Genomic DNA, 19,970 nt, shown 5'->3' with positions numbered 1-19,970 from the left:
GATGAAGGCACGGCCTGAAGGCGTGACTTCGGATGACGGCACCCTACCGGCTAAGGCGCGAGGAAAAAAGACACACGTACTGATGGTTACTATCGATTGCGTTCATGGCGATCGCGCTCATGTGAACGCTTCACTGCGCATGTCGCCGTCCAGCGGCGCGTCCTCGCCGGTGAACAGGTGCGGGTAGCACTGCTTGAGGTAGCCGAAGAAGAACTCCTCGGGCACATCGGGGAACTGGCCGTGGTCGCGCAGGTACTCCATGTGCCGTTCACCTTCGCGGTTGAACGGGTGGAAGACGCTGTCGTTGCGCCCGTCGAACTCCAGCGGCAGCACGCCGAAGGCTTCGCACAGGCCGATGTCGAAGGCCGGCGTGGCCTTGACCCAGCGGCCTTCGAGGAACAGCTCGGTGTAGCCGTGCATGGCGAACACTTCGCTGCGCAGCAGTTCCAGCAGGCGCGGCGTGGCCAGGTGGTTCTTCACGTCGGCCAGGCCGATGCGCGCGGGGATGCCGCAATGCCGGGCGCAGGCCGCCAGCAACGTAGCCTTGGGCACGCAGTAGGACTGCCCGGCCCCAAGCGCATGGCTGGCCTTGAGCGTCTGCGGGTCGCGGCTGAACACGTAGGGGTTGTAGCGAATCTGGTCGCGCACCGCGTAATACAGGGCCACCGCCTGCTCCAGCGGAGTGCCGCCGTCGCCGCGGTGATTTAGAGCGAACTCGATTACCCCGGGGTGGTCACTATCAACGAAGCGGCTGGGCTTGAGGTAGGGCTGCATGGCGTTGTCTCCGGGCTGGTCATCCTTGATGTCGGCCCCAGTCTAACCAGCGCAGGCTCCTGACCGACAAGGCGATCCGGCCAAGCTGTCCGGCCATGCGGCCATCGGTCCGATTCGCCCAGCTAAGCTTCCGGTGCATGGCGGAGGGGGCTCCCACCGGGAATACCTGCCGCTGTGTTCGCGCACTTTCGTCACCAAGCTCGCCGCGGCCTGCTCTCGCCGGGGCTGGCTGTCATGGAGGAATCCGCATGCTGCTCGTCTGGTTACTCGTCCCGATCCTCGGCGTCGCCTGGCTCGCGCACCGCCGCGCCGCCCCCCTGAAGGCACTCGGCATCGTCGCCGTGTACCTGGCACTGATGAGCCTGTTCAGCCACGCCCATGGCTGGATGGTGCTGTTGTGGCTGCTCTGGGCCGTGGTCGCGGTGACCATTCTCGCCACCGACCTGCGCCGCAGCCTGTTCACCTCGCGGCTGTTCGCCTGGTTCAAGAAGACCCTGCCACCGATGTCCGAGACCGAGCGCGAGGCCATCGAGGCCGGCACCGTCTGGTGGGATGGCCAGCTGTTCAGCGGCCGCCCGGACTGGCACACCCTGCTGGGCTATCCCAGGGCGCAATTGACCGAAGAGGAACAGGCCTTCGTCGACGGCCCCACCGAGCAGCTCTGCGCGATGATCGACGACTACGAGGTCGGCAAGGCCATGGACCTGCCGCCCGAAGCCTGGGCCTACATCAAGAGCCAGGGCTTCTTCGGCCTGATCATTCCCAAGGAATACGGCGGCAAGGGCTTTTCCGCCTTCGCCCATTCCCAGGTGGTGATGAAGCTCGCCACCCGCAGCGGCGACCTCGCCTCCACCGTGATGGTGCCCAACTCCCTCGGCCCGGCGGAACTGCTGCTGCACTATGGCACCGACGCCCAGCGCCAGCGCTACCTGCCGCGCCTGGCGACTGGCGACGAGATTCCCTGCTTCGCCCTGACCAGCCCGCAGGCCGGCTCCGATGCCGGCGGCATGACCGACGTCGGCGTGGTCTGCAAGGGCCAGTGGGAAGGCGAGGAAGTCATCGGCCTGCGCCTGACCTGGGAGAAGCGCTACATCACCCTCGGCCCGGTGGCCACCCTCCTCGGCCTGGCTTTCAAGTGCCATGACCCGGACCACCTGCTGGGCGAGGAAGAAGACCTCGGCATCACCCTCGCGCTGATCCCCACCGACACCGACGGCGTGCAGATCGGCCGTCGCCACGTACCGCTGGGCGCCGCCTTCATGAACGGCCCGAACTCCGGCAAGGACGTGTTCGTGCCGCTGGAGTACATCATCGGCGGCCAGGAAATGATCGGCAAAGGCTGGATGATGCTGATGAACTGCCTGTCGGTGGGCCGCTCGATTTCCCTGCCGGCGGTGGGCACCAGCGCCGCCAAGGCCGGCAGCTACGTCAGCGGCCGCTACGCCCAGGTGCGCGAGCAGTTCAACGTGCCGCTGTCGGCTTTCGAAGGCATCCAGGAAGCCCTCGCCCGCATCGGCGGCAACGCCTGGATGATGGACAGCGCGCGCATTCTCACCGCCAACGCGGTGGACCTGGGCGAGAAACCCTCGGTGCTCTCCGCCATCCTCAAGTACCACCTCACCGAACGCGGCCGCGAGTGCATCGCCCACGCCATGGACATCCACGGCGGCAAGGGCATCATCATGGGCCCCAACAACTACCTGGGCCGCTCCTGGCAAGCCGCGCCGATCTTCATCACCGTCGAGGGCGCCAACATCCTCTCGCGCAACCTGATGATCTTCGGCCAGGGCGCCATCCGCTGCCATCCGTACGTGCTCAAGGAGATGGAACTGGCCCGCCGCGAGGACCAGGACCAGGCCGAGCGCGAGTTCGACGAGCTGCTGCTCAACCACATCGGCTTCGCCGTCAGTAACGCCGCCAGCAGCCTGCTGCTGGGCCTGGGCTTCGGCAGCTTCGACCAGGTGCCAGGCGACCGTATCAGCCGCCCGTACTACCGTGCGCTGAACCGTCTGGCCGCGTCCTTCGCCCTGCTCGCGGACTTCAGCATGATGCTGCTCGGCGGCGAGCTGAAGCGCCGCGAACGCCTGTCCGCGCGGCTGGGCGATGCGCTGAGCCACCTCTACCTGGGCTCTGCCGCGCTCAAGCGCTACCACGACCTGGACAACCCGGACTACCTGCACCCGCTGCTGCACTGGGCCATGGAGGAAAACCTGGAGAAGGCCGAAGCCGCGCTGGCCGACCTGATCGACAACTTCCCCAACCGCGCCTTCGGCTGCCTGATGCGCGTGCTGGTGTTGCCGCTGGGCCGTCGCCACCGTGGCCCGAGCGACGCGCTGGATGCCGAGATCGCCCACATCCTCGGCCGCCCGCTGAGCGACCCGGCGCTGCAGGCAATCCTCGCCGGCGCGCACCTGCCCACTGGCGAAGATGATCCGGTCGCCAAGCTCACCCTCGCCTACGACCAGCTCGCTGCCGCGGCTCCCTTGCAGAAGAAGCTGCACAAGGCGCTCAAGGAGCACGGCGTCAATCCCAAGCCAGGGCAGTCGCCCATCGATGCCGCCGCCGAGGCGGGCGTGCTGGAAGCCGCGGAAGCGGAAACCCTGCACGCCGCCGAACGCGCTCGTCGCGCGGTGATCGACGTGGACGATTTTTCAAAAGAAGAACTGGCCGGCAAGGCCGACTGAGCGGCAGCTTTCACGCACGGGGCGCCTTCGGGCGCCTCTTTTTTCTCCGACGCACAGCAATGCCTGCGCGGGCTATCAGGTGCACACTGAAGGCATCACCCCTCATGGAGAACCGCACATGCGTCGATCCATCCTCTTGCTGCTCGTGCTGCTGGCCAGCAGCGTCCACGCCGATCCCTGGCTCTACCCCAGCCGGCCGCGTCCGGCGCCAGCGCCCAGCCCGGTCATCGACCCGATCCAGCAACAGCAGGACAGCCTGCGCCGCCAGCAACAGCTGCGGCAGAACCAGCTCGACAGCCAGCGCCTGAACTACGAGGACCAGCGCCTGCAGATGCAGCAGCAGGACCTGCAGCGCCAGCAGAACAACCAGCAACGCTGGAACGAACAACGCCGACAGAGCGACCAGATGATCCAGCGGCAGAAGAACGAGCTGCAGCAGGATCAGTTGCAACAGCAGCAACGGATGCTCGACCAGCAGCGCCAGCAGATCGACAACCAGCGTCGGCAGATCCAGATGCGCCCGCTCCGCTGATCGCTCCGGCGGCAGCGGCGGCGAAACCCGATATACTCCCCGGCCGTTTGCACACAGCTCCAGAGGAATCCCATGGCCAGCGCCTATCTCGACCACCACATCGCCCTGCTCAACCACCTGCGCATGATCCTTGGCGCCCTGGGCGAAGCCGAGCAGGTTCCCGAGGACAACCACGGCCTGTTCCTCGAGCGCTTCGACGAGCTGCTGGTGGAACTGCCGCGCGATCCGGAAGGCGCCCAGTACCTGGGCCAGGATCTGATCAGCCAGATCTTCCACCGCTACCCGCAGATCGCCCACCTGATCCCGCGTGACCTGCTGTGGTTCTTCGGCGGCGACTGCCTGCACTACATGCCCGACGAAGAGCTGCAGATGTACCAGCAGCTCGACGAGCGTCGCTTCGAAGCCGAAGAAAACGGCGATCCCTTCGACTGGAACCGCGAGAAGCAGTTGCTCGCGCTGCCGGAAGACACGCCGAAGCATTAAGCACCGAGCAGAACCAGAGAAGCCCGCACAATGCGGGCTTTTTCATGGGCGATCGCCAGCTGTTCGCCACTTTTTCCCTCGACGATCCGACGCTTCTACCTCCCGTCGGCAAGCGCAGCGCTGCAACCCGCGCAGCGCCTGCGCTGCCCTGCCCGTCTAGTCCGAAACTCCCAGCGCGCCTGGGAGTATCGGCCGATGCGCATTCCCCGGGGCGTCCCCATAGTCGTGGCATGTAGCAGTAAAAGGCCAGCAGTCGAGGTCTGGCCGCCACGCATGGAAATGCTCGGGAGAACATCATGACCCTCCATAAGAAGATTGCGTCGCCAACGCGCCCCACCGCAGATGACACCAACAGCCCTTCCGTTACCACCGACCAGGACGACTACGCCCCCGGCAGCACCGCCATCATCACCGCCAGCGGCTTCACTGCCGGCAGCACCGTGAAGATCGAGGTGGACCACGCCACCAATCCCGGCGCCGACGGCGTATGGGGCACTGCAGATGACGTGCTCAACACCAGTGCCGGTGCCGGACACGATCCCTGGTACGTGACCGACGGCGGCGCCGGCGACCTGGACGGCCAGATCAACGGCAGCATCACCACTTCCTGGTATGTCGACCCGGACGACTCGGCGGGGGCAAGATTCCTGCTCTCCGCTTCCAGTGACGGCGCCACGGCGACCGCCACCTTTACCGACGCCGGCCCCGTCGTGTCGGCAACCGGCGTGACCGTCTCGCTGGACGAAACCACCGGCCTGCAGAACGCCACGGCCACCGCGAGCCCGGCGGGCGACGCCAATGACAACGATATCCTCCTCGCGTCCCTGCCCGCCGCGTTCACCGCCCGCCTGACGGCCCTGGGCGCCGGCACTGCCTCGGGCGCCGCCCTGAGCGGCTATACCGGCGCGGCCGGCAATACCGGCAGCAACGCCTTCACCATCAGTGCCGCCCCCGGCGGAGCCATCACCGACATTCTCTTCACCGGCAGCAACGGCGCGGCGCTCAACGGCCTGGACAGCGGCCTGGACACCCTCGCCGGGCAGGACATCCTTCTCTACACCGACGCCACCAACAACAACGTGCTCGTCGGACGTGCCGGCGGTCCCGCGGGCGCCATCGTGTTCGCCGCCTACATCGAGGAAACCGGCTCGCCGGTCAGCGGTGGCAAGATCTGGACCGTGGAGTACCAACCGCTCAAGCACCCGGTCACCAGCAATCCCGACGACACTCTCGATCTGCTGAACAAGGTCTTCATCGGCACCAGCCAGGACCTGACCTTCAGCCTGGCCGACGCGCCGTCCGGGCAGAACCTGTTCCTGATGTTCACCACGGCAACGCCCACGACGGTCAATGACAACGGGGTGACCCGCATCACCGACCCGACCATCATCGCCACCGGCAGGGACCCGGCCAACCAGTCCACCGGCGCCAACATCACCACCGGTGACACCATCAACACCAGCCAGGCCGGCGGCCCGACCACCTTCGGCACCAACAACCAGATGATCACCGAGCAGGAAGGCATAAGGTTCACCTTCGTCACCGGCGCCCGGCAGAACGTGACCATCCCCAACCTGGACCAGAACGAAGCGGACGTTGAAGCCAACATCGACTTCACCCAGATGTTCAATGCCAAGACCGCCAGCTTCGACGTCGTGCAGCTACAGAGCGGCAAGAGCGCCATCGTCAAACTCAGCGCCTTCAGCACTGCGGTCGAAGCGGGTAACGCCTTCATCGACGGCTATGCCGGCGACGCGACGGTCGCCATCACCAACGTCCGCGTTCTCAACAGCACCACCGGTGCGGTGCTGGAGAACTCCAACGGCTCGGTGAACGATCCGGGCATCACCATCATCATCACGGGTGGCGTGGCGACCATTACCGGCGTGCTGGCCGGCTACAAGATCGAGTACACCACCACAGCCGACCACAATCGCGTGCTGGTCGAGAACGGCTCGGCAGTCGGCGCCAAGGGCAATGACCACGCCGCCTTCGACATCGGCGGCTTCAAGCTGCTGCAGGTGTCCACCGCCACGGCGGAAATCGGCTCGAAGATGATCTTCGAGGATGACGGCCCGAGCATCAGCACCACCGGCACCGAGCCCACGCTGACGGTGGACGAATCCGTCCTCACCACCGATGCCTCGCAGAGCTTCGCCGCGAACTTCACCTCGGCCTTCGGCGCCGACGGCGCGGGCACCCTGACCTATGTGCTGAGTGTGATCGCCGGCGCCTCCGGGCTGGTCGACACGGCCACCGGACAAGCCGTGAACCTGGCCATGAACGGCGCCGTAGTGGAAGGCCGCACAGCCATCAGCAACGACCTGGTGTTCACCGTCAGCGTGGCCGCCAACGGCACCGTGACGCTGGACCAGCAGCGCGCCATCGTGCACGCCAATACCAGCAATCCGGATGACTCGAAGACCCTGACCTCCGACGACCTGGTGAAACTGACCGCGACCAAGACCGACGGTGACGGCGATAGCGCCCAGGCCACGCTGAACATCGGTCAGAACCTGGTGTTCAAGGACGACGGCCCGAACATCAGCACCACTGGCGTCGAGCCAGTGATGACGGTGGACGAATCCGTGCTGGCGACCGACTCCACGCAGAACTTCGCCGCCAACTTCACCTCGGCCTTCGGTGCCGACGGGGCCGGTACCCTGACCTATGCACTGGGCGTGATCGCCGGTGCTTCGGGGCTGACCGACACGGCTACCGGCGAAGCGGTGAACCTGTCGATGAATGGCGCCGTGGTCGAAGGCCGCACCGCTACCACCAACCAGTTGGTGTTCACCGTCAGCGTGGCTGCCAATGGCGACGTCACCCTCGACCAGCAGCGCGCCATCGTCCACGCCGACACCAGCAACCCGGACGACTCCAGAAGCCTCACCGCGGACGACCTGGTGAAACTCACCGCGACCAAGACCGACGGCGACGGCGACAGCGCCCAGGCCACGCTGAATATCGGGCAGAACCTGGTGTTCAAGGACGACGGACCGAACATCAGCACCACCGGCGTCGAGCCAGTGATGACGGTGGACGAAACCGTGCTGGCGACCAACGCCACGGCTAACTTCGCCGGCAACTTCACCTCGGGCTTCGGCGCCGACGGCGCGGGCACGCTGACTTATGCGCTGAGCGTAATTGCCGGTGCCTCCGGGCTGACCGATACGGCCACCGGACAAGCCGTGAACCTGGCCATGAATGGCGCCGTGGTGGAAGGTCGCACGGCCATCAGCAACGACCTGGTGTTTACCGTCAGCGTGGCCGCCAATGGCGACGTTACCCTCGACCAGCAACGGGCCATCGTCCACGCCAACACCAGCGATCCGGATGATTCCAGGACCCTGACCTCCGACAACCTGGTGAAACTCACCGCGACCAAGACCGACGGCGACGGCGACAGCGCCCAGGCCACGCTGAACATCGGGCAGAACCTGGTGTTCAAGGACGACGGACCGAACATCAGCACCACCGGCGTCGAGCCGGTGATGACGGTGGACGAATCGGTGCTGGCGACCAACTCCACGCAGAACTTCGCCGCCAACTTCACCTCAGGCTTCGGAGCCGACGGGGCCGGTACCCTGACCTATGCACTGAGCGTGATCGCCGGTGCTTCGGGGCTGACCGATACGGCCACTGGCGAAGCGGTGAATCTGTCGATGAATGGCGCCGTGGTCGAAGGCCGCACCGCCACCACCAACCAGTTGGTGTTCACCGTCAGCGTGGCCGCCAATGGCGACGTCACCCTCGACCAGCAACGGGCCATCGTCCACGCCAACACCAGCGACCCGGATGATTCCAGGACCCTGACCTCCGACGACCTGGTGAAACTCACCGCGACCAAGACCGACGGCGACGGCGACAGCGCCCAGGCCACGCTGAACATCGGGCAGAACCTGGTGTTCAAGGACGACGGACCGAACATCAGCACCACCGGCGTCGAGCCGGTGATGACGGTGGACGAATCGGTCCTGGCGACCGACTCCACGCAGAACTTCGCCGCCAACTTCACCTCGGGCTTCGGCGCCGACGGGGCCGGCACCCTGACCTATGCGCTGAGCGTGATCGCCGGAGGCTCCGGGCTGACCGACACGGCCACCGGTGAGGCAGTGAACCTGTCCATGAACGGCGCCGTGGTGGAGGGCCGCACGGTCACCACCAACCTGCTGGTGTTCAAGGTGAGCGTTGCCGCCAATGGTGACGTCACCCTCGACCAGCAGCGCGCCATCGTCCACGCCGACACCAGCAATCCGGACGACTCCAGAACCCTCACCTCGGATGACCTGGTGAAACTCACCGCAACCAAGACCGACCAGGATGGCGACAGCGCCCAGGCGACCCTCAACATCGGCCAGAACCTGGTGTTCAAGGATGCCGGCCCGAGCATCAGCCCCACCGGTACCGAACCGGTACTGACCGTGGATGACTCGGACCTGACCACCAACGCCCTGCAGGCCTTCTCCGCCAACTTCCTCTCGTCGTTCGGCGCCGACGGGGCCGGCACCCTGACCTACACCCTGGGCTGCGTCTCGGGCGCTTCCGGGCTCACCGATACCGCTACCGGCCAGTCAGTGGTGCTCTCGCTCAATGGCACAGTAGTGGAAGGTCGCTGCGCCATCAGCAACGACCTGGTGTTCACCGTCAGCGTCAATGCCAACGGTGATGTCACCCTCGACCAGCAACGCGCCATCGTCCACGCCAACACCAGCGACCCGGACGACTCGCGGACGCTCACCTCGGACAACCTGGTGACCCTGACCGGGACCAAGACCGACGGCGACGGCGACAGCGCCCAGACCACGCTGAACATCGGCCAGAACCTGATCTTCAAGGACGACGGGCCGACCATCAGCACCACCGGCAGCGAGCCGACCCTGACGGTGGACGAAACCGTGCTGGCCACCAACGCCACGGCCAACTTCGCTGCCAACTTCACCTCGGGCTACGGCGCCGACGGGTCGGGCACCCTCACCTACGCCCTGAGCGTGGTCGCCGGAGCGTCCGGGCTGGTCGACACCGCCACCGGGCAGGCGGTCAACCTGTCGGTCAACAACGGCGTGGTGGAAGGTCGCACTGCCGTCAGCAACGTACTGGTCTTCACCGTCAGCGCCGCCAGCAACGGTGACGTCACCCTCGACCAGATGCGCGCCGTGGTCCACGCCAATGCCAGCGATCCGAATGACACCAGAACGCTCACCTCGGACAGCCTGGTGAAACTCACCGCGACCATCACCGACAAGGACGGCGACAGCGCCCAGGCCACCCTGAACATCGGACAGAACCTGATTTTCCGCGACGACGGGCCAGCCCTGGCCTTCGGCAACATCGTCGGCACCGGTAGCACCATCGCCCAGACCGGCTACTGGGACCATGCCTTCGGCGCCGACGGCAGCAGCGCGGCGGGCCTGGATATCGTCCTGGCGAACGGCCAGTTCACCCTGGTTCGACCCAACGGCACCACCACCACCGGAACCGGCACGCTCACCGAAACGTCACCGTCGCCGGATGCCAATGGCGCGTTCCACTTCGCCGGCACCCTCACCGGCGACTTCGACAACAACGCCAGCACCGCCAACACCAGCGTCGACTACACGTTGACGGCCCTGGCCGACGGCACCTACACCCTGGACCTGGTGCAGGGCTTCAGTTCGACACTGGTGCTGAGCACCGCCAACGGCCAGCTCGGCGCCGGCGGCCCGGACCCGGTGCAGACCCTGACCATCGGCACCGACGCCGTGGTGTTCTTCGCGGCCAAGGCGCTGGCACCACAGACCGGCTCGGACAGCATCCTCACCGGTATCGGCCTGGGCTTGACCGACCCCACCGAGGCGCAGTTGCAGACCACCCCGCTGCCGTCCTACATCGACGACCAGAAGGCCCTCAACGTCAGCACCTCCGGGATCGGCGTGAAGAACAACGTCCTGCAGGGCAGCGGTGCCGGCATTACCGCCGGTGACGACAGCTTCGTCGCCAACCCGCAGACGCTGCTGACCTCGGTGAAGGTCTTCATCGACAACTCGGTGGGCGGCTATGACCCGACATCGGAGTCGCTGTACTACGTCGCCTACTACGACGACGGCACGACCTCCGGCGCACCGATCAAGGTGCTGGCGGCGAACCTGCAGAACGAGTCCGGCGGGCAGAAATCCTTCACCGTGCAGACCGTCGCCGGCAAGCTGATCGATGCCATCCAGCTGACCATGGCCGAGGGCATGATCAAGGTCCCGACCATCCAGTTCATCAAACAGGTCGAAAACCTGGCCAGTGACGTCAAGCTGTCGTTCAACGCCACGGTGACCGACAAGGACGGCGACGCGGTGACCAGCGCCTTCTCCGCCAACCTGTTCGCCAACAAGGCTGCCGGCGGAGCCTTCGACTACGTGCTGGCGGGCGTGACCGGAACGAAAGAGGCGTTCAACATCGACCTGGCGCGCACCGAGAACAAGTACCAGGTCACCGGCTTCGACACTACGGGCCAGCGGGACAAGCTGGTCCTCAATGGCGACGCCACGTCGACCGTGCAGAACATCGACAACAGTGGCGCCAACAGCATCGTGACGATCCACGAGACCGGCGGGCAACTGACGACCATTACCCTGGTCGGCGTCGATATCCTCAACACCGATATCGTGCACGGCAGCGCCACGTAGTTCGCACGCGGGAAAGGTGCGGGGGTGGAGTGGAGACCACCCCCGCATCGTTTTTCAGGACGGAGAAAACAGAGCAGGCATTCGCGCAGGCAGGTGTCGCTTCAAGTGCCTCTGAGCGAAGAGCCGTTGCCCGGCGGCTGCGTCCGGTCCAGCTCCACCCAGGCGGACTCCGGCGGCTCCTCACTGCCCGCCAGTCCGTGTTTTAGCGCGTACATCAGCAGGTCCATGCGGTTGATCAGATTGAGCTTCTGGTAGATGTTGCTCAGGTGGTTATGCACCGTGTGTTCGCTGATGCCCAGGCGCTCGGCGATGCTCATGTACTTGGCTGACGGGTCCTCGACGATGGCGCTGATCAGCTCGCGCTCGCGCAGCGTCAGCCGCGCCTGCTTGGCTTGCTCATGGTTGCATTTGAGGGGGACATGCGAGCTCGCGGCGTAGCCGGAAAGCCCACCCGCCCAGGCCCGGTCCAGGCCGATATCGCGATGGTGGACATTGACGATGGCCTGGATGATCGATTCGGTCGGGTCTTCCGCCAGCACGATGCCCCGCGCGCCCGCCTCGATCGCCTGGGCGACCGGGACGGCCTCGTACAGCCCCTTGAGCACCAGCACCTTCACCTGCGCGCTGCGGGTCAGTTCGCCGACCACCTCCAGCGGGTTCAGGGCATCAGGGAAGAAGCTGAAGAAGATCACGTCGGGGCGTTGCTGGTCGGCCAGGTCCAGAGCGTAGGTGTAGGTCGTGGCCTGGCCACTGACCTCCATGCGTGGCTTCCTGGCATTGATCAGGTCGTTGAGGCCGATCAGAACGAGCGGGCGGCAATCGATCAGCATCACCCGTATCGGTTTTCCGTGGTCAGACATGGCTGGCTGACCCCCTCTGCAAATGGATTCGCGCGCTCCAGCCGCTCGGTGTTGGTCTCACCGGGCCACGGCGATTGGAAGCAGGACGGAAGCGGCGACAGGTTCTCGCGTTGCCAGCCCCGGAGCTGGCGGACAAGGACTTCTTTGGCGCGGACGTTACCTCCGCACGCCCGGCCAAGGGAGGCTTTCCCAGGCCGGAAAAAGCCTTCGTGGCGGCATGAATACGAATATCTATCAACCAGTTGCACATGATCTGTGCTCCCTCGTCCGGTCACCTGAGTCTAGGTCAGGCCGCTTCGCTACCCGCCTTGCCACCCGTCGACCAGCGGTTCGATTTCGCGGCGAACGGTCGTGCCGCCCGTCCCCCGCAACGCGCTCCACGCCCGGAAAATCAAAAGCTTGGAAACGCCCGCGACACTCGGGAGGCTGCTGCCGGTCAAGGCCCGACTCGTCAATTAAACGACGAGTGGCTGGGGAGAAATCACGATAAGCACAATCTCGTCAAATTCTCGTCAATTCCGGCACTTTACGAGAGCAGCAAGTATGCGAAGACGACAACCGGCAGCGGGGAATTAGCCGGCCGCGCAAGGACGCAAGCCGGAACTGCGAGGGCGCATCGCGCGCCCTCCAAGAGGGGATCAGGGACGCGGGAAGTCCTGGCCGGAACTGCCGGGGCTCAGCCAGCTGTTCACGCTCTGCACGCTCTCGATCGGCGGCTTGCCCGCCCAGCGGTTGAGGGTGAAGACATTGCTGAGGAACTCATACTGGGTCTTGAGCAGGTCGCGTCGGGCACGGAATTCGTTGCGCACCGCGGCCAGCACATCCACCGCGTTGACCATGCCGTAGCCCAGCGCCTTCTCCGCCGACTCCCGCGACTTGTGCGCCGAAACCAGGGCCAGGCGGTTGGCCTGGATCTTCTCGCCGTTGGAATTGGCCGTGAGGTACGCGCTGGTGATCTCCTTGACCACCCGCCGGCGGATTTCCTCCAGTTGCTCCTCGGCCACCAGCTGGTCCTGGTACAGCCCGCGCACCCGCGCCGAAGTGGAGCCGCCGCTGTAGATCGGCACCTGCAGGCCGACGCCGGCGACATAGCTGTCGGTGCGCGGCGCCAGGGAGTTGTTGTAGCCCTCGTTGGTCTGCTGCGCGCTGAGGTTCAGGCTCAGGGTCGGGTAGTGCCCGCCCTTGCCGCTGCGCAGCGCCGCCTCCGCCGCCTCGACGCCGCTCTCCCGCGCCTTGAGCGCCGGGTTGAGGGCAATCCCGTCACGCACCCAGCTCTCCAGGCTCTGTTCCGTCATCTGCAGGCGCACGTCATCACGCACCCGGCTGAGCCGCTCCTTGACCGGCCGCCCGACGATCTCGGTCAACGCCTCACGGCTGATGGTCGCCTGGTTGCGTGCTTCCAGTTCCTGCGCCGCGAGCAGGTCCACTCGCGCCTGAAGGTCGAGCTGGTCGGTCACCAGGGCCAACTGTTTGGCAAACAGCGCATTGACCCGGTCGAGGCTTTCCTGGGTGGTGCGCCGTTCGGCGACCACCAGCTCCAGCTCGTCCTCGGCGGCCAGTGCGGTGAAGTAGCGCCGCGCCAGCTCCACCGTGGCCTCGGCCTGGGCATCCAGCGCCTCGGACTCCGACTGCAGGGCCATGCTCTTGAACTTCTGGTAGTTCTCCCAGGCCGCCTTGTTGTAGAGGTACTGGCGCAGCACCAGGCTGTAGTTCTCGCTGTCGTAGCTCTCGTCGATCAGGTCGTTGCGCTGGTGAATCTGGTTGGTCCCGGCATTGAGCGACAGCTGCGGCAGCAGCACGCCCATGGCCTCGCGCTGGTACTCCTTGCCCGCCTGTGCGTGGGCATAGGAAGCCAGTATCTGCGGGTCCTCCAGTCGTGCCTCGTGGTACAGGTGCAACAGGTCGGTGGCGTCATCGGCGACACTGACCCCACCGGGCACCACCGGGGAGGTCTGCGCCAGCGCGCCCCCCGCCGCCAACATCAGCGTCCCCGCCAGCACAAAGCAGGATGCGGCCATGGTCATTCCTCGATCATCGATTGGGAAAGAGCGTTGCGCGCCGGCTGCATCAGGTACTGCAACAGGGTGCGTTGCCCGGTGATGATCAGCACGTCCGCCGGCATGCCCGGCAGCAACTTGCGCTCGCCCAGCGCACGGGCACCTTTCTCGGTGACCCGGACCCGCGTCAGGTAGTAGGCGGCGTTGGTCTTTTCACTGACCAGACGGTCCGCCGAGACGTTGATCACCTCGCCTTCGATGACCGGCGTGGTCGCACTGTTGAAGGCGCTGAAGCGAATGTCCGCGCGCTTGCCGATGGCCACGCGGTCGATGTCCACCGGCGGCACCTGGGCCTCGATCACCAGCTCGGACACCGAGGGCACGATGTCCAGCAGCGGCGTCGCCGGCCGCACTACGCCGCCCACGGTGTGCACCGTCATGCCGATCACCATGCCCGCGTCGGGCGCGCGAATGACGATGCGGCCCAGGCGGTCCTGCAGGGACGAGCTCTTCTCCTGCAAGTCGTAGATGCGCGTCTGCACCTCGGCCAGTTGCTTGGCGACCTCGGCACTGAAGTCCTTGTCGATCTGCAGGATCTGCAGCTGCGTTTCGTTGATCTGCAGGCGCGTGCGGTTGATGGTGGAGCGGTGATCGGCGACTTCCGCACGGATCATCTCCAGCTTGCGCTGCTGCTCGAGCAGGCGCTGCTTGTCGACGTAACCCTGCTTGAGCAGGTCGGACAGCTCACCGATCTCGCCGCTGTAGGAATTCGCCAGCTGGACCTTGGCGCCGATCATCGACTGCAGCCCGTCGATCTGCTGGTTCAACTGGCCGATGCGCTCGCGCAGCACGGAAATCTGGCCCTGCCGCGAGCCCTGGCGAGCGTTGAAGACCTGCGTCTCGCTCTGCCGCGCCTCTACGCCGCGGGGGCTGGCCAGATCGCCAACACCGTCGAAATCGATCGCGGTCTGCGCATCGCGTTCGGCCTTCAGCCGCGCCTCCATGGCCTCGGCGGCGATCAGCTGGCTGCGCGTCATGTCGAACTCGAAACGCAGCTGCGCGTCGTCGAGCACGATCAGCGGGGCATCGCGTTTGACGATGTCGCCGTCGTGCACCAGCACCTCCTTGACGATGCCGCCTTCGGGGTGCTGCACCGTCTTGCGGTAGGCCTGCACGGTCACCACCCCCGGCGCGTACACCGCGCCGTCCAGTGGCGCGAACGCAGCCCAGGTGCCGAACAGACCGAATGTCACCGCGACGATGACCAGCCCCACGCGACGCACCTTGAGGTCCGACACGGGCAGGTCGGCAAAGCTCTCAATGGGGTGACTGGGCATCGGCGTCATCCTTGTGGGTATCCACCGGAGCGATGCTCGCGCCCGCCGGCATGGGCCGTTGCTGCACCTGTGGCTGCTGCCTGGCGGTGAGTTCGGCCAGCACCTGGTCGCGGGGGCCGTAGAGCGTGACGGTGCCGTCGTTCATCAGCATCAACCGGTCCAGCTGGGAAACGAGGTTGGTGCGATGGGTGATGACGAACACGGTCGCGCCGCTCAGTTTGAGCTGGTGGATGGCGGCCGCCAGGGCGCGATCACCGACGTCATCGAGGTTGGAGTTGGGTTCGTCGAGCACGATCAGCCTCGGGCTGCCATACAGCGCGCGGGCCAGCCCGATTCGCTGGCGCTGCCCGCCCGAGAGCATCAGCCCTTCGCTGCCGATGACGGTGTCGTAGCCATCTGGCAGCAGCAGGATCATTTCGTGTACGCCGGCGATCTTCGCCGCCTGGATGACCTTCTCCGAGTCCAGCTCGGTGAAGCGGGCGATGTTCTCGCCCACGGTGCCCTCGAACAGTTCGATGTCCTGAGGCAGGTAGCCGATGTGCGGGCCCAGGTCGTGCTTGTTCCAAGTGCTGATGTCCGCGCCATCCAGGCGGACGACACCGTGCAGTGGCGGCCAGACACCCATCAGCGCCCGCACCAGGGTCGACTTCCCCGCCGCACTCGGGCCGATGATGCCCACCACGCAACCGGCGGGCACGCTGAAGCTGATGTTCTTGATGATCGGCGTCATCGAGCCGGGCGCCGCGACGACCAGATTCTCCACCTGGATATGCCCTTGCGGTGCCGGCAGCGGCATGCGCTCGGGTTGCGCCTGCAGTTTTTCGAGGATGTCGTTGAGGCGGTTGTACTGCGAGCGGGCCGAGATGAAGCCCTTCCAGCTGCCGATGATCAGGTCCAGCGGCGCCAGCGCGCGGCCGAGCAGAACGGCACCGGCGAACACCATGCCCGGCCCGACCTGGTGATCCACGGCCAGGTAGGCGCCCAGCCCCAGCACCAGCGACTGCACCAGCAGGCGGAAGGTGCGCGAAATGGTGCTGATGATCGCGCCCTTGTCGCTGGCCAGGGACTGCAGCAACAGCACGCCGCGCTGCCGCGCGCCCCAGCGGTCCATCAGGGTTTCCAGCATGCCCATGGACTCGATGACTTCGGCGTTGCGCAGGTTCTTGGTGGTATGCAGCGACGCCGCGATGTGCTCCTTGTTGGCCTGTGCGAGAGCCGGCGCGGTCAGCTTCTCGTTGATGAGCGCGAGCACCAGCAGAAGCACTGCGCTGCCCACCGCCACCCAGCCCAGCCAGGGGTGGAAGAGAAACATCACGGCGATGTAGATGGGCAGCCAGGGCGCATCGAAGAAGGCGAACAGGCCACTGCCGGCAAGAAACTGGCGCAGGCCGGTGAGGTCATTGAGCGGTTGGGCCGAGGCATCCATCCCGCCGCTGTACAGCGCCCGCTTGAAACTGGCCTTGTAGACCTGGCGGCTGAGCAGCACATCGAGCCGTGTGCTGACCCGCACCAGAATGCGCGAGCGGACCCACTCCAGGGAACCGAGCGTGATCACCAGCAGGGTCATGATCAGCGTCAGCATGGTCAGCGTGGTCAGGCTGCCACTGGTGATTACCCGCCCGTAGACCTGGAGCATGTAGAAGGTCGGCACAAGCATCAGCGCGTTGATGAACAGGCTGAAGAATCCCACGAACAGGAAGCTCTCGCGGCAGGCCTGCAGTGCGCTTCGGAGGTTTTCTTCAGGGGGACTTCGCATGGAAACCTCTGCTCGAGAGGCCGACCTGAGTGGAGCTTAGATCAGGCCAATTGCCGCTGTGCGGCCAATGGCCATGCCACCTGCGGCACGGAGCAAAGTCCGTGAAAAACTCGTGAAAAACCTGCGCGCCCAGCGCGCTCGGGCGATCCGTGACATCGCATCCGAACCGCTCTACGGCGGACCCTGGCGCCAAATGAGACTGGTTCCGTCGAAACCCTGAAAAATCCGATCACCGGCTTCGTCGAGTCCGCGGTTTCAGGAGACGAAAAAGCCCGCGGCGAGGCGGGCATTTGCGTAGCGGTATTGTCCGGATCAGCGCTCGGAAGCCTCGGCCTGAGCGTCCTCCTTGCCCTGGAACAGCAGGCTGGCAAGTATGCCCAGCGCCAGGCCCCACCAGCACCACGATCAGGCTGGTATTGGCATCGATGCTGATGCCGTGGTGGAACAGATGGTCAGTGGCATTCAGACCCAGCTTGGCAGCGATGAAGAACAGCAGAACCACCACGGCCTTCTCCAGGTGCACCAGGTAGCGCTTGAGCGCTTCCAGCACGAAGTACAGCGTGCGCAGGCCGAGGATGGCGAACAGCATGGCCGAGTAGACGATCAGCGGCTCGCGGCTGACGGCGATCACCGCCGGTACCGAGTCGAAGGCGAACAGCACGTCCGACACCTCGACCACCACCAGGCAGAGGAACAGCGGCGTGGCGAACAGCGCGCCCCTGGCGGCCAGGCTGATACCCTTGTTCTCCGGCTTTAGCACTTCGCTTTCGAGCTGCTTGCGCCCCACAAAGAAGCGGCCACCGAGCAGCTTCGGCCAGACCGGGAACAACTTCCTGGCGAAGCGGTAGGCTACGTGCTTGGAATAGTCCGTCTCTTCGTCATCATCGTTGCCGCCCTTGAGCATCATCACGCCCGTCCAGGCGACGATGGCGGCGAACAGGATTCCACCCAGGGACCGAAGGTCAGCAGGCCGGTGCCTATGGCCACGAAGATGGCGCGGAACACGATGGCGCCGAGGATGCCCCAGTACAGCATCCGGTGGCGCAGGCCGTCAGGTACCTTGAACCAGGCGATTCAGCAATTCCACCATTTGTTTGGCAACCACAGCGGAGCGACCAGGAATTCCCGTTCATATCGCCGCCAGGCGCTACGAACAGGGCTCGCTCCATCGCGCGGCGATCGAGCGCAGGCATTCTCGGGCGCCCATCCGGGCCGATAAACGGGATGTCCCTCAGGGCTGCGTCGGAATCTTCTTCAATACAGGCGCTCGAAGGATTTCTCGCGGTTCAGTTCGGGGCTGGACGGCGTGTATTGCGACGGAACTGCGCCGGACTGGCGCGGGGCAGTACGGGCGCGAGCGCCTCGCTGATGACGGCGGGACGCTTTTTCAGCGCACAAACGAAAACGCCGCCCTGATGGGCGGCGTTTCGATTCTGGAGCGGGAAACGAGACTCGAACTCGCGACCCCGACCTTGGCAAGGTCGTGCTCTACCAACTGAGCTATTCCCGCATCAACCTGCTGTAACCCTCAGCTTTCGCCGGTGGTTAACGAAAACGCCGTCCTGATGGACGGCGTTTCGATTTTGGAGCGGGAAACGAGACTCGAACTCGCGACCCCGACCTTGGCAAGGTCGTGCTCTACCAACTGAGCTATTCCCGCAGCAACTTGTTGCAACCTTCAGCTTTCGCCGAAGGGTAACGCCATTTCATCTTTCGGTCACCGCCGTGGCGATGATCGAGAATCTGGAGCGGGAAACGAGACTCGAACTCGCGACCCCGACCTTGGCAAGGTCGTGCTCTACCAACTGAGCTATTCCCGCAATGGCGTCCCCTAGGGGACTCGAACCCCTGTTACCGCCGTGAAAGGGCGGTGTCCTAGGCCACTAGACGAAGGGGACGCGGCCCGGAACTTAACATCTTTCCGACTTCGCCGTTCTGGCAGTTCTGCGTTTCGCGTCGAAGTGGCGCGCATTCTAGGGACGCTTTGTTAGGTCGTCAACCCTCCAGAGAAATATTTTTTAAATCAAAGACTTCTGAGTAAAAACTGAGCTGCCGCTATCAGCAGTATCACTAAGACATTACACTCGCGGAAAAACATCCGGAGCACTCCACGGTGTCGCCAATCGTCATTACGGTCCTGGTTCTCGTCGGTATCGCCCTGCTGGTCGCCATCGGCTACATCAATCACCTGGTGGAAAACCGCAAGCTGGAGCAGGCGCGCCTGAAGGCTGATCTGTCCGACCGCTGCCGGCGCTGCGCCGATGTTTCCGAGTCCCTGCCCGGCCAGTTCATGTCGCCGGCACTGAAGCTGCTGCTCAGCGGCTTCGAGCTGAACCTCAGCGAACGCCTGCTGGCCGTCGATAAACAGAACGCCGCACTGAAGCAGCGCATGGACGAGCTGCGCGGCCTGGTCGCCAAGGGCGAAGCCATCCCGGTGAAGAACGCGCCGCAGCCGATCCTCACCGAGGCCAAGGCCAAGGACGTGCGCTTCCTCTTCGAAGCACTGCATGCCCAGCTCACCCGTTGCGCCCAGGACAACATGCTGCCGCGGGCCGAGGCTCAGAAGTGGGTGAAGGAAATCCGCCACCTGCTCACCCTCCTCCATATAGAGTTCTTCGGTAACCTCGGCCAGCAGGCGCTGCAGCAGGGCCAACCGCGCCAGGCACGTCTGGCCTTCGAGCGTGGCGCGCAGTACCTGCAGAAGCAGCCCGAGATCGGTCGCTACCAGGCGCAGCTCAAGCAGATGGAAGCCCAACTGGCCCACGCCAACGCCCTGGTGCTGGAAACCTCCCAGCCCGCCTCGGACGAACCGAGCGAACTGGGCGACGGCCTCAAGGCGCTGGACGAAGACGATATCTGGAAGAAGAAGAACCTTTACGACTGATCCACCG

10 protein-coding genes, 4 tRNA genes and 1 pseudogene are annotated in these 19,970 nt (G+C 65.1%); 5 read left to right on the top strand and 10 right to left on the bottom strand.

Annotated features, from left to right (window positions below; all coding sequences use genetic code 11):
* Positions 1-117: 117 nt before the first annotated feature.
* Entirely contained in the window at positions 118-774 is a 657-nt protein-coding gene (locus IB256_RS26805; RefSeq protein WP_192404689.1) for a transglutaminase-like domain-containing protein, read from the bottom strand.
* Between the two features lie 248 nt (positions 775-1,022).
* On the opposite strand from IB256_RS26805, the gene IB256_RS26800 reads away from it, so the two are divergent.
* From IB256_RS26800 to IB256_RS26785, 4 genes are all read left to right on the top strand, one after another.
* Positions 1,023-3,458 (top strand): acyl-CoA dehydrogenase, encoded by a 2,436-nt coding sequence (locus IB256_RS26800; protein ID WP_192404688.1) that lies wholly within the window; start codon positions 1,023-1,025, stop codon positions 3,456-3,458.
* A gap of 118 nt (positions 3,459-3,576) precedes the next feature.
* Complete coding sequence (locus IB256_RS26795) at positions 3,577-3,990, top strand: PA2816 family glutamine-rich protein (RefSeq protein WP_192295010.1); 414 nt, start codon at positions 3,577-3,579, stop codon at positions 3,988-3,990.
* Between the two features lie 72 nt (positions 3,991-4,062).
* Complete coding sequence (locus tag IB256_RS26790) at positions 4,063-4,473, top strand: PA2817 family protein (RefSeq protein ID WP_192404687.1); 411 nt, start codon at positions 4,063-4,065, stop codon at positions 4,471-4,473.
* A gap of 296 nt (positions 4,474-4,769) precedes the next feature.
* Positions 4,770-11,129 (top strand): DUF5801 repeats-in-toxin domain-containing protein, encoded by a 6,360-nt coding sequence (locus IB256_RS26785; RefSeq protein ID WP_225601976.1) that lies wholly within the window; start codon positions 4,770-4,772, stop codon positions 11,127-11,129.
* 101 nt (positions 11,130-11,230) lie between these two features.
* Here IB256_RS26785 and IB256_RS26780 read toward each other — a convergent pair whose 3' ends face one another.
* The 9 genes and pseudogenes from IB256_RS26780 to IB256_RS26740 all read right to left on the bottom strand — a co-directional run bounded on the left by IB256_RS26780 (position 11,231) and on the right by IB256_RS26740 (position 18,977).
* On the bottom strand, positions 11,231-11,989 hold the full coding sequence (locus tag IB256_RS26780; RefSeq protein WP_192404686.1) for a LuxR C-terminal-related transcriptional regulator: 759 nt from the start codon (positions 11,987-11,989) through the stop codon (positions 11,231-11,233).
* A gap of 638 nt (positions 11,990-12,627) precedes the next feature.
* Positions 12,628-14,007 carry a TolC family outer membrane protein gene (locus IB256_RS26775; RefSeq protein WP_192295012.1) on the bottom strand — a complete coding sequence of 460 codons (1,380 nt, stop codon included), beginning with the start codon at positions 14,005-14,007 and terminating at the stop codon, positions 12,628-12,630.
* 2 nt (positions 14,008-14,009) lie between these two features.
* Positions 14,010-15,323, bottom strand: a complete 1,314-nt coding sequence (locus tag IB256_RS26770) for an HlyD family type I secretion periplasmic adaptor subunit (protein ID WP_192404685.1) — start codon at positions 15,321-15,323, stop codon at positions 14,010-14,012.
* Entirely contained in the window at positions 15,304-17,079 is a 1,776-nt protein-coding gene (locus IB256_RS26765; protein WP_192404684.1) for a type I secretion system permease/ATPase, read from the bottom strand. The genes IB256_RS26770 and IB256_RS26765 overlap by 20 nt, the downstream gene beginning before the upstream one ends.
* Before the next feature lie 312 nt (positions 17,080-17,391).
* Positions 17,392-18,150, bottom strand: a pseudogene (locus IB256_RS26760) (TerC family protein); the annotation flags it as partial.
* Positions 18,151-18,513: 363 nt separating this feature from the next.
* Positions 18,514-18,589 (bottom strand) — tRNA-Gly (locus IB256_RS26755).
* A 74-nt stretch (positions 18,590-18,663) separates the two neighbouring features.
* Positions 18,664-18,739: transfer RNA gene (locus tag IB256_RS26750), tRNA-Gly, on the bottom strand.
* 84 nt (positions 18,740-18,823) lie between these two features.
* Positions 18,824-18,899 (bottom strand) — tRNA-Gly (locus IB256_RS26745).
* A 2-nt stretch (positions 18,900-18,901) separates the two neighbouring features.
* Positions 18,902-18,977, bottom strand: a tRNA-Glu gene (locus IB256_RS26740).
* 215 nt (positions 18,978-19,192) lie between these two features.
* On the opposite strand from IB256_RS26740, the gene IB256_RS26735 reads away from it, so the two are divergent.
* Complete coding sequence (locus IB256_RS26735) at positions 19,193-19,963, top strand: hypothetical protein (protein WP_192404683.1); 771 nt, start codon at positions 19,193-19,195, stop codon at positions 19,961-19,963.
* The last annotated feature ends 7 nt before the right edge of the window (positions 19,964-19,970 follow it).

The sequence above is a fragment of the Pseudomonas sp. PDM17 genome, from assembly GCF_014851985.1.
GTDB lineage: Bacteria > Pseudomonadota > Gammaproteobacteria > Pseudomonadales > Pseudomonadaceae > Pseudomonas.
The sequence above is the reverse complement of the archived record's forward strand: the minus strand, read 5'-3'. Positions and strand labels throughout refer to the sequence as shown.

Bases quoted from the DNA above. Each gene is read 5' to 3' on its own strand.
- IB256_RS26770 (WP_192404685.1), bottom strand. From the start codon at position 15,323: ATGCCCAGTCACCCCATTGAGAGCTTTGCCGACCTGCCCGTGTCGGAC.
- IB256_RS26805 (WP_192404689.1), bottom strand. From the start codon at position 774: ATGCAGCCCTACCTCAAGCCCAGCCGCTTCGTTGATAGTGACCACCCC.
- IB256_RS26775 (WP_192295012.1), bottom strand. From the start codon at position 14,007: ATGGCCGCATCCTGCTTTGTGCTGGCGGGGACGCTGATGTTGGCGGCG.
- IB256_RS26785 (WP_225601976.1), top strand. From the start codon at position 4,770: ATGACCCTCCATAAGAAGATTGCGTCGCCAACGCGCCCCACCGCAGAT.
- IB256_RS26765 (WP_192404684.1), bottom strand. From the start codon at position 17,079: ATGCGAAGTCCCCCTGAAGAAAACCTCCGAAGCGCACTGCAGGCCTGC.
- IB256_RS26795 (WP_192295010.1), top strand. From the start codon at position 3,577: ATGCGTCGATCCATCCTCTTGCTGCTCGTGCTGCTGGCCAGCAGCGTC.
- IB256_RS26790 (WP_192404687.1), top strand. From the start codon at position 4,063: ATGGCCAGCGCCTATCTCGACCACCACATCGCCCTGCTCAACCACCTG.
- IB256_RS26800 (WP_192404688.1), top strand. From the start codon at position 1,023: ATGCTGCTCGTCTGGTTACTCGTCCCGATCCTCGGCGTCGCCTGGCTC.
- IB256_RS26780 (WP_192404686.1), bottom strand. From the start codon at position 11,989: ATGTCTGACCACGGAAAACCGATACGGGTGATGCTGATCGATTGCCGC.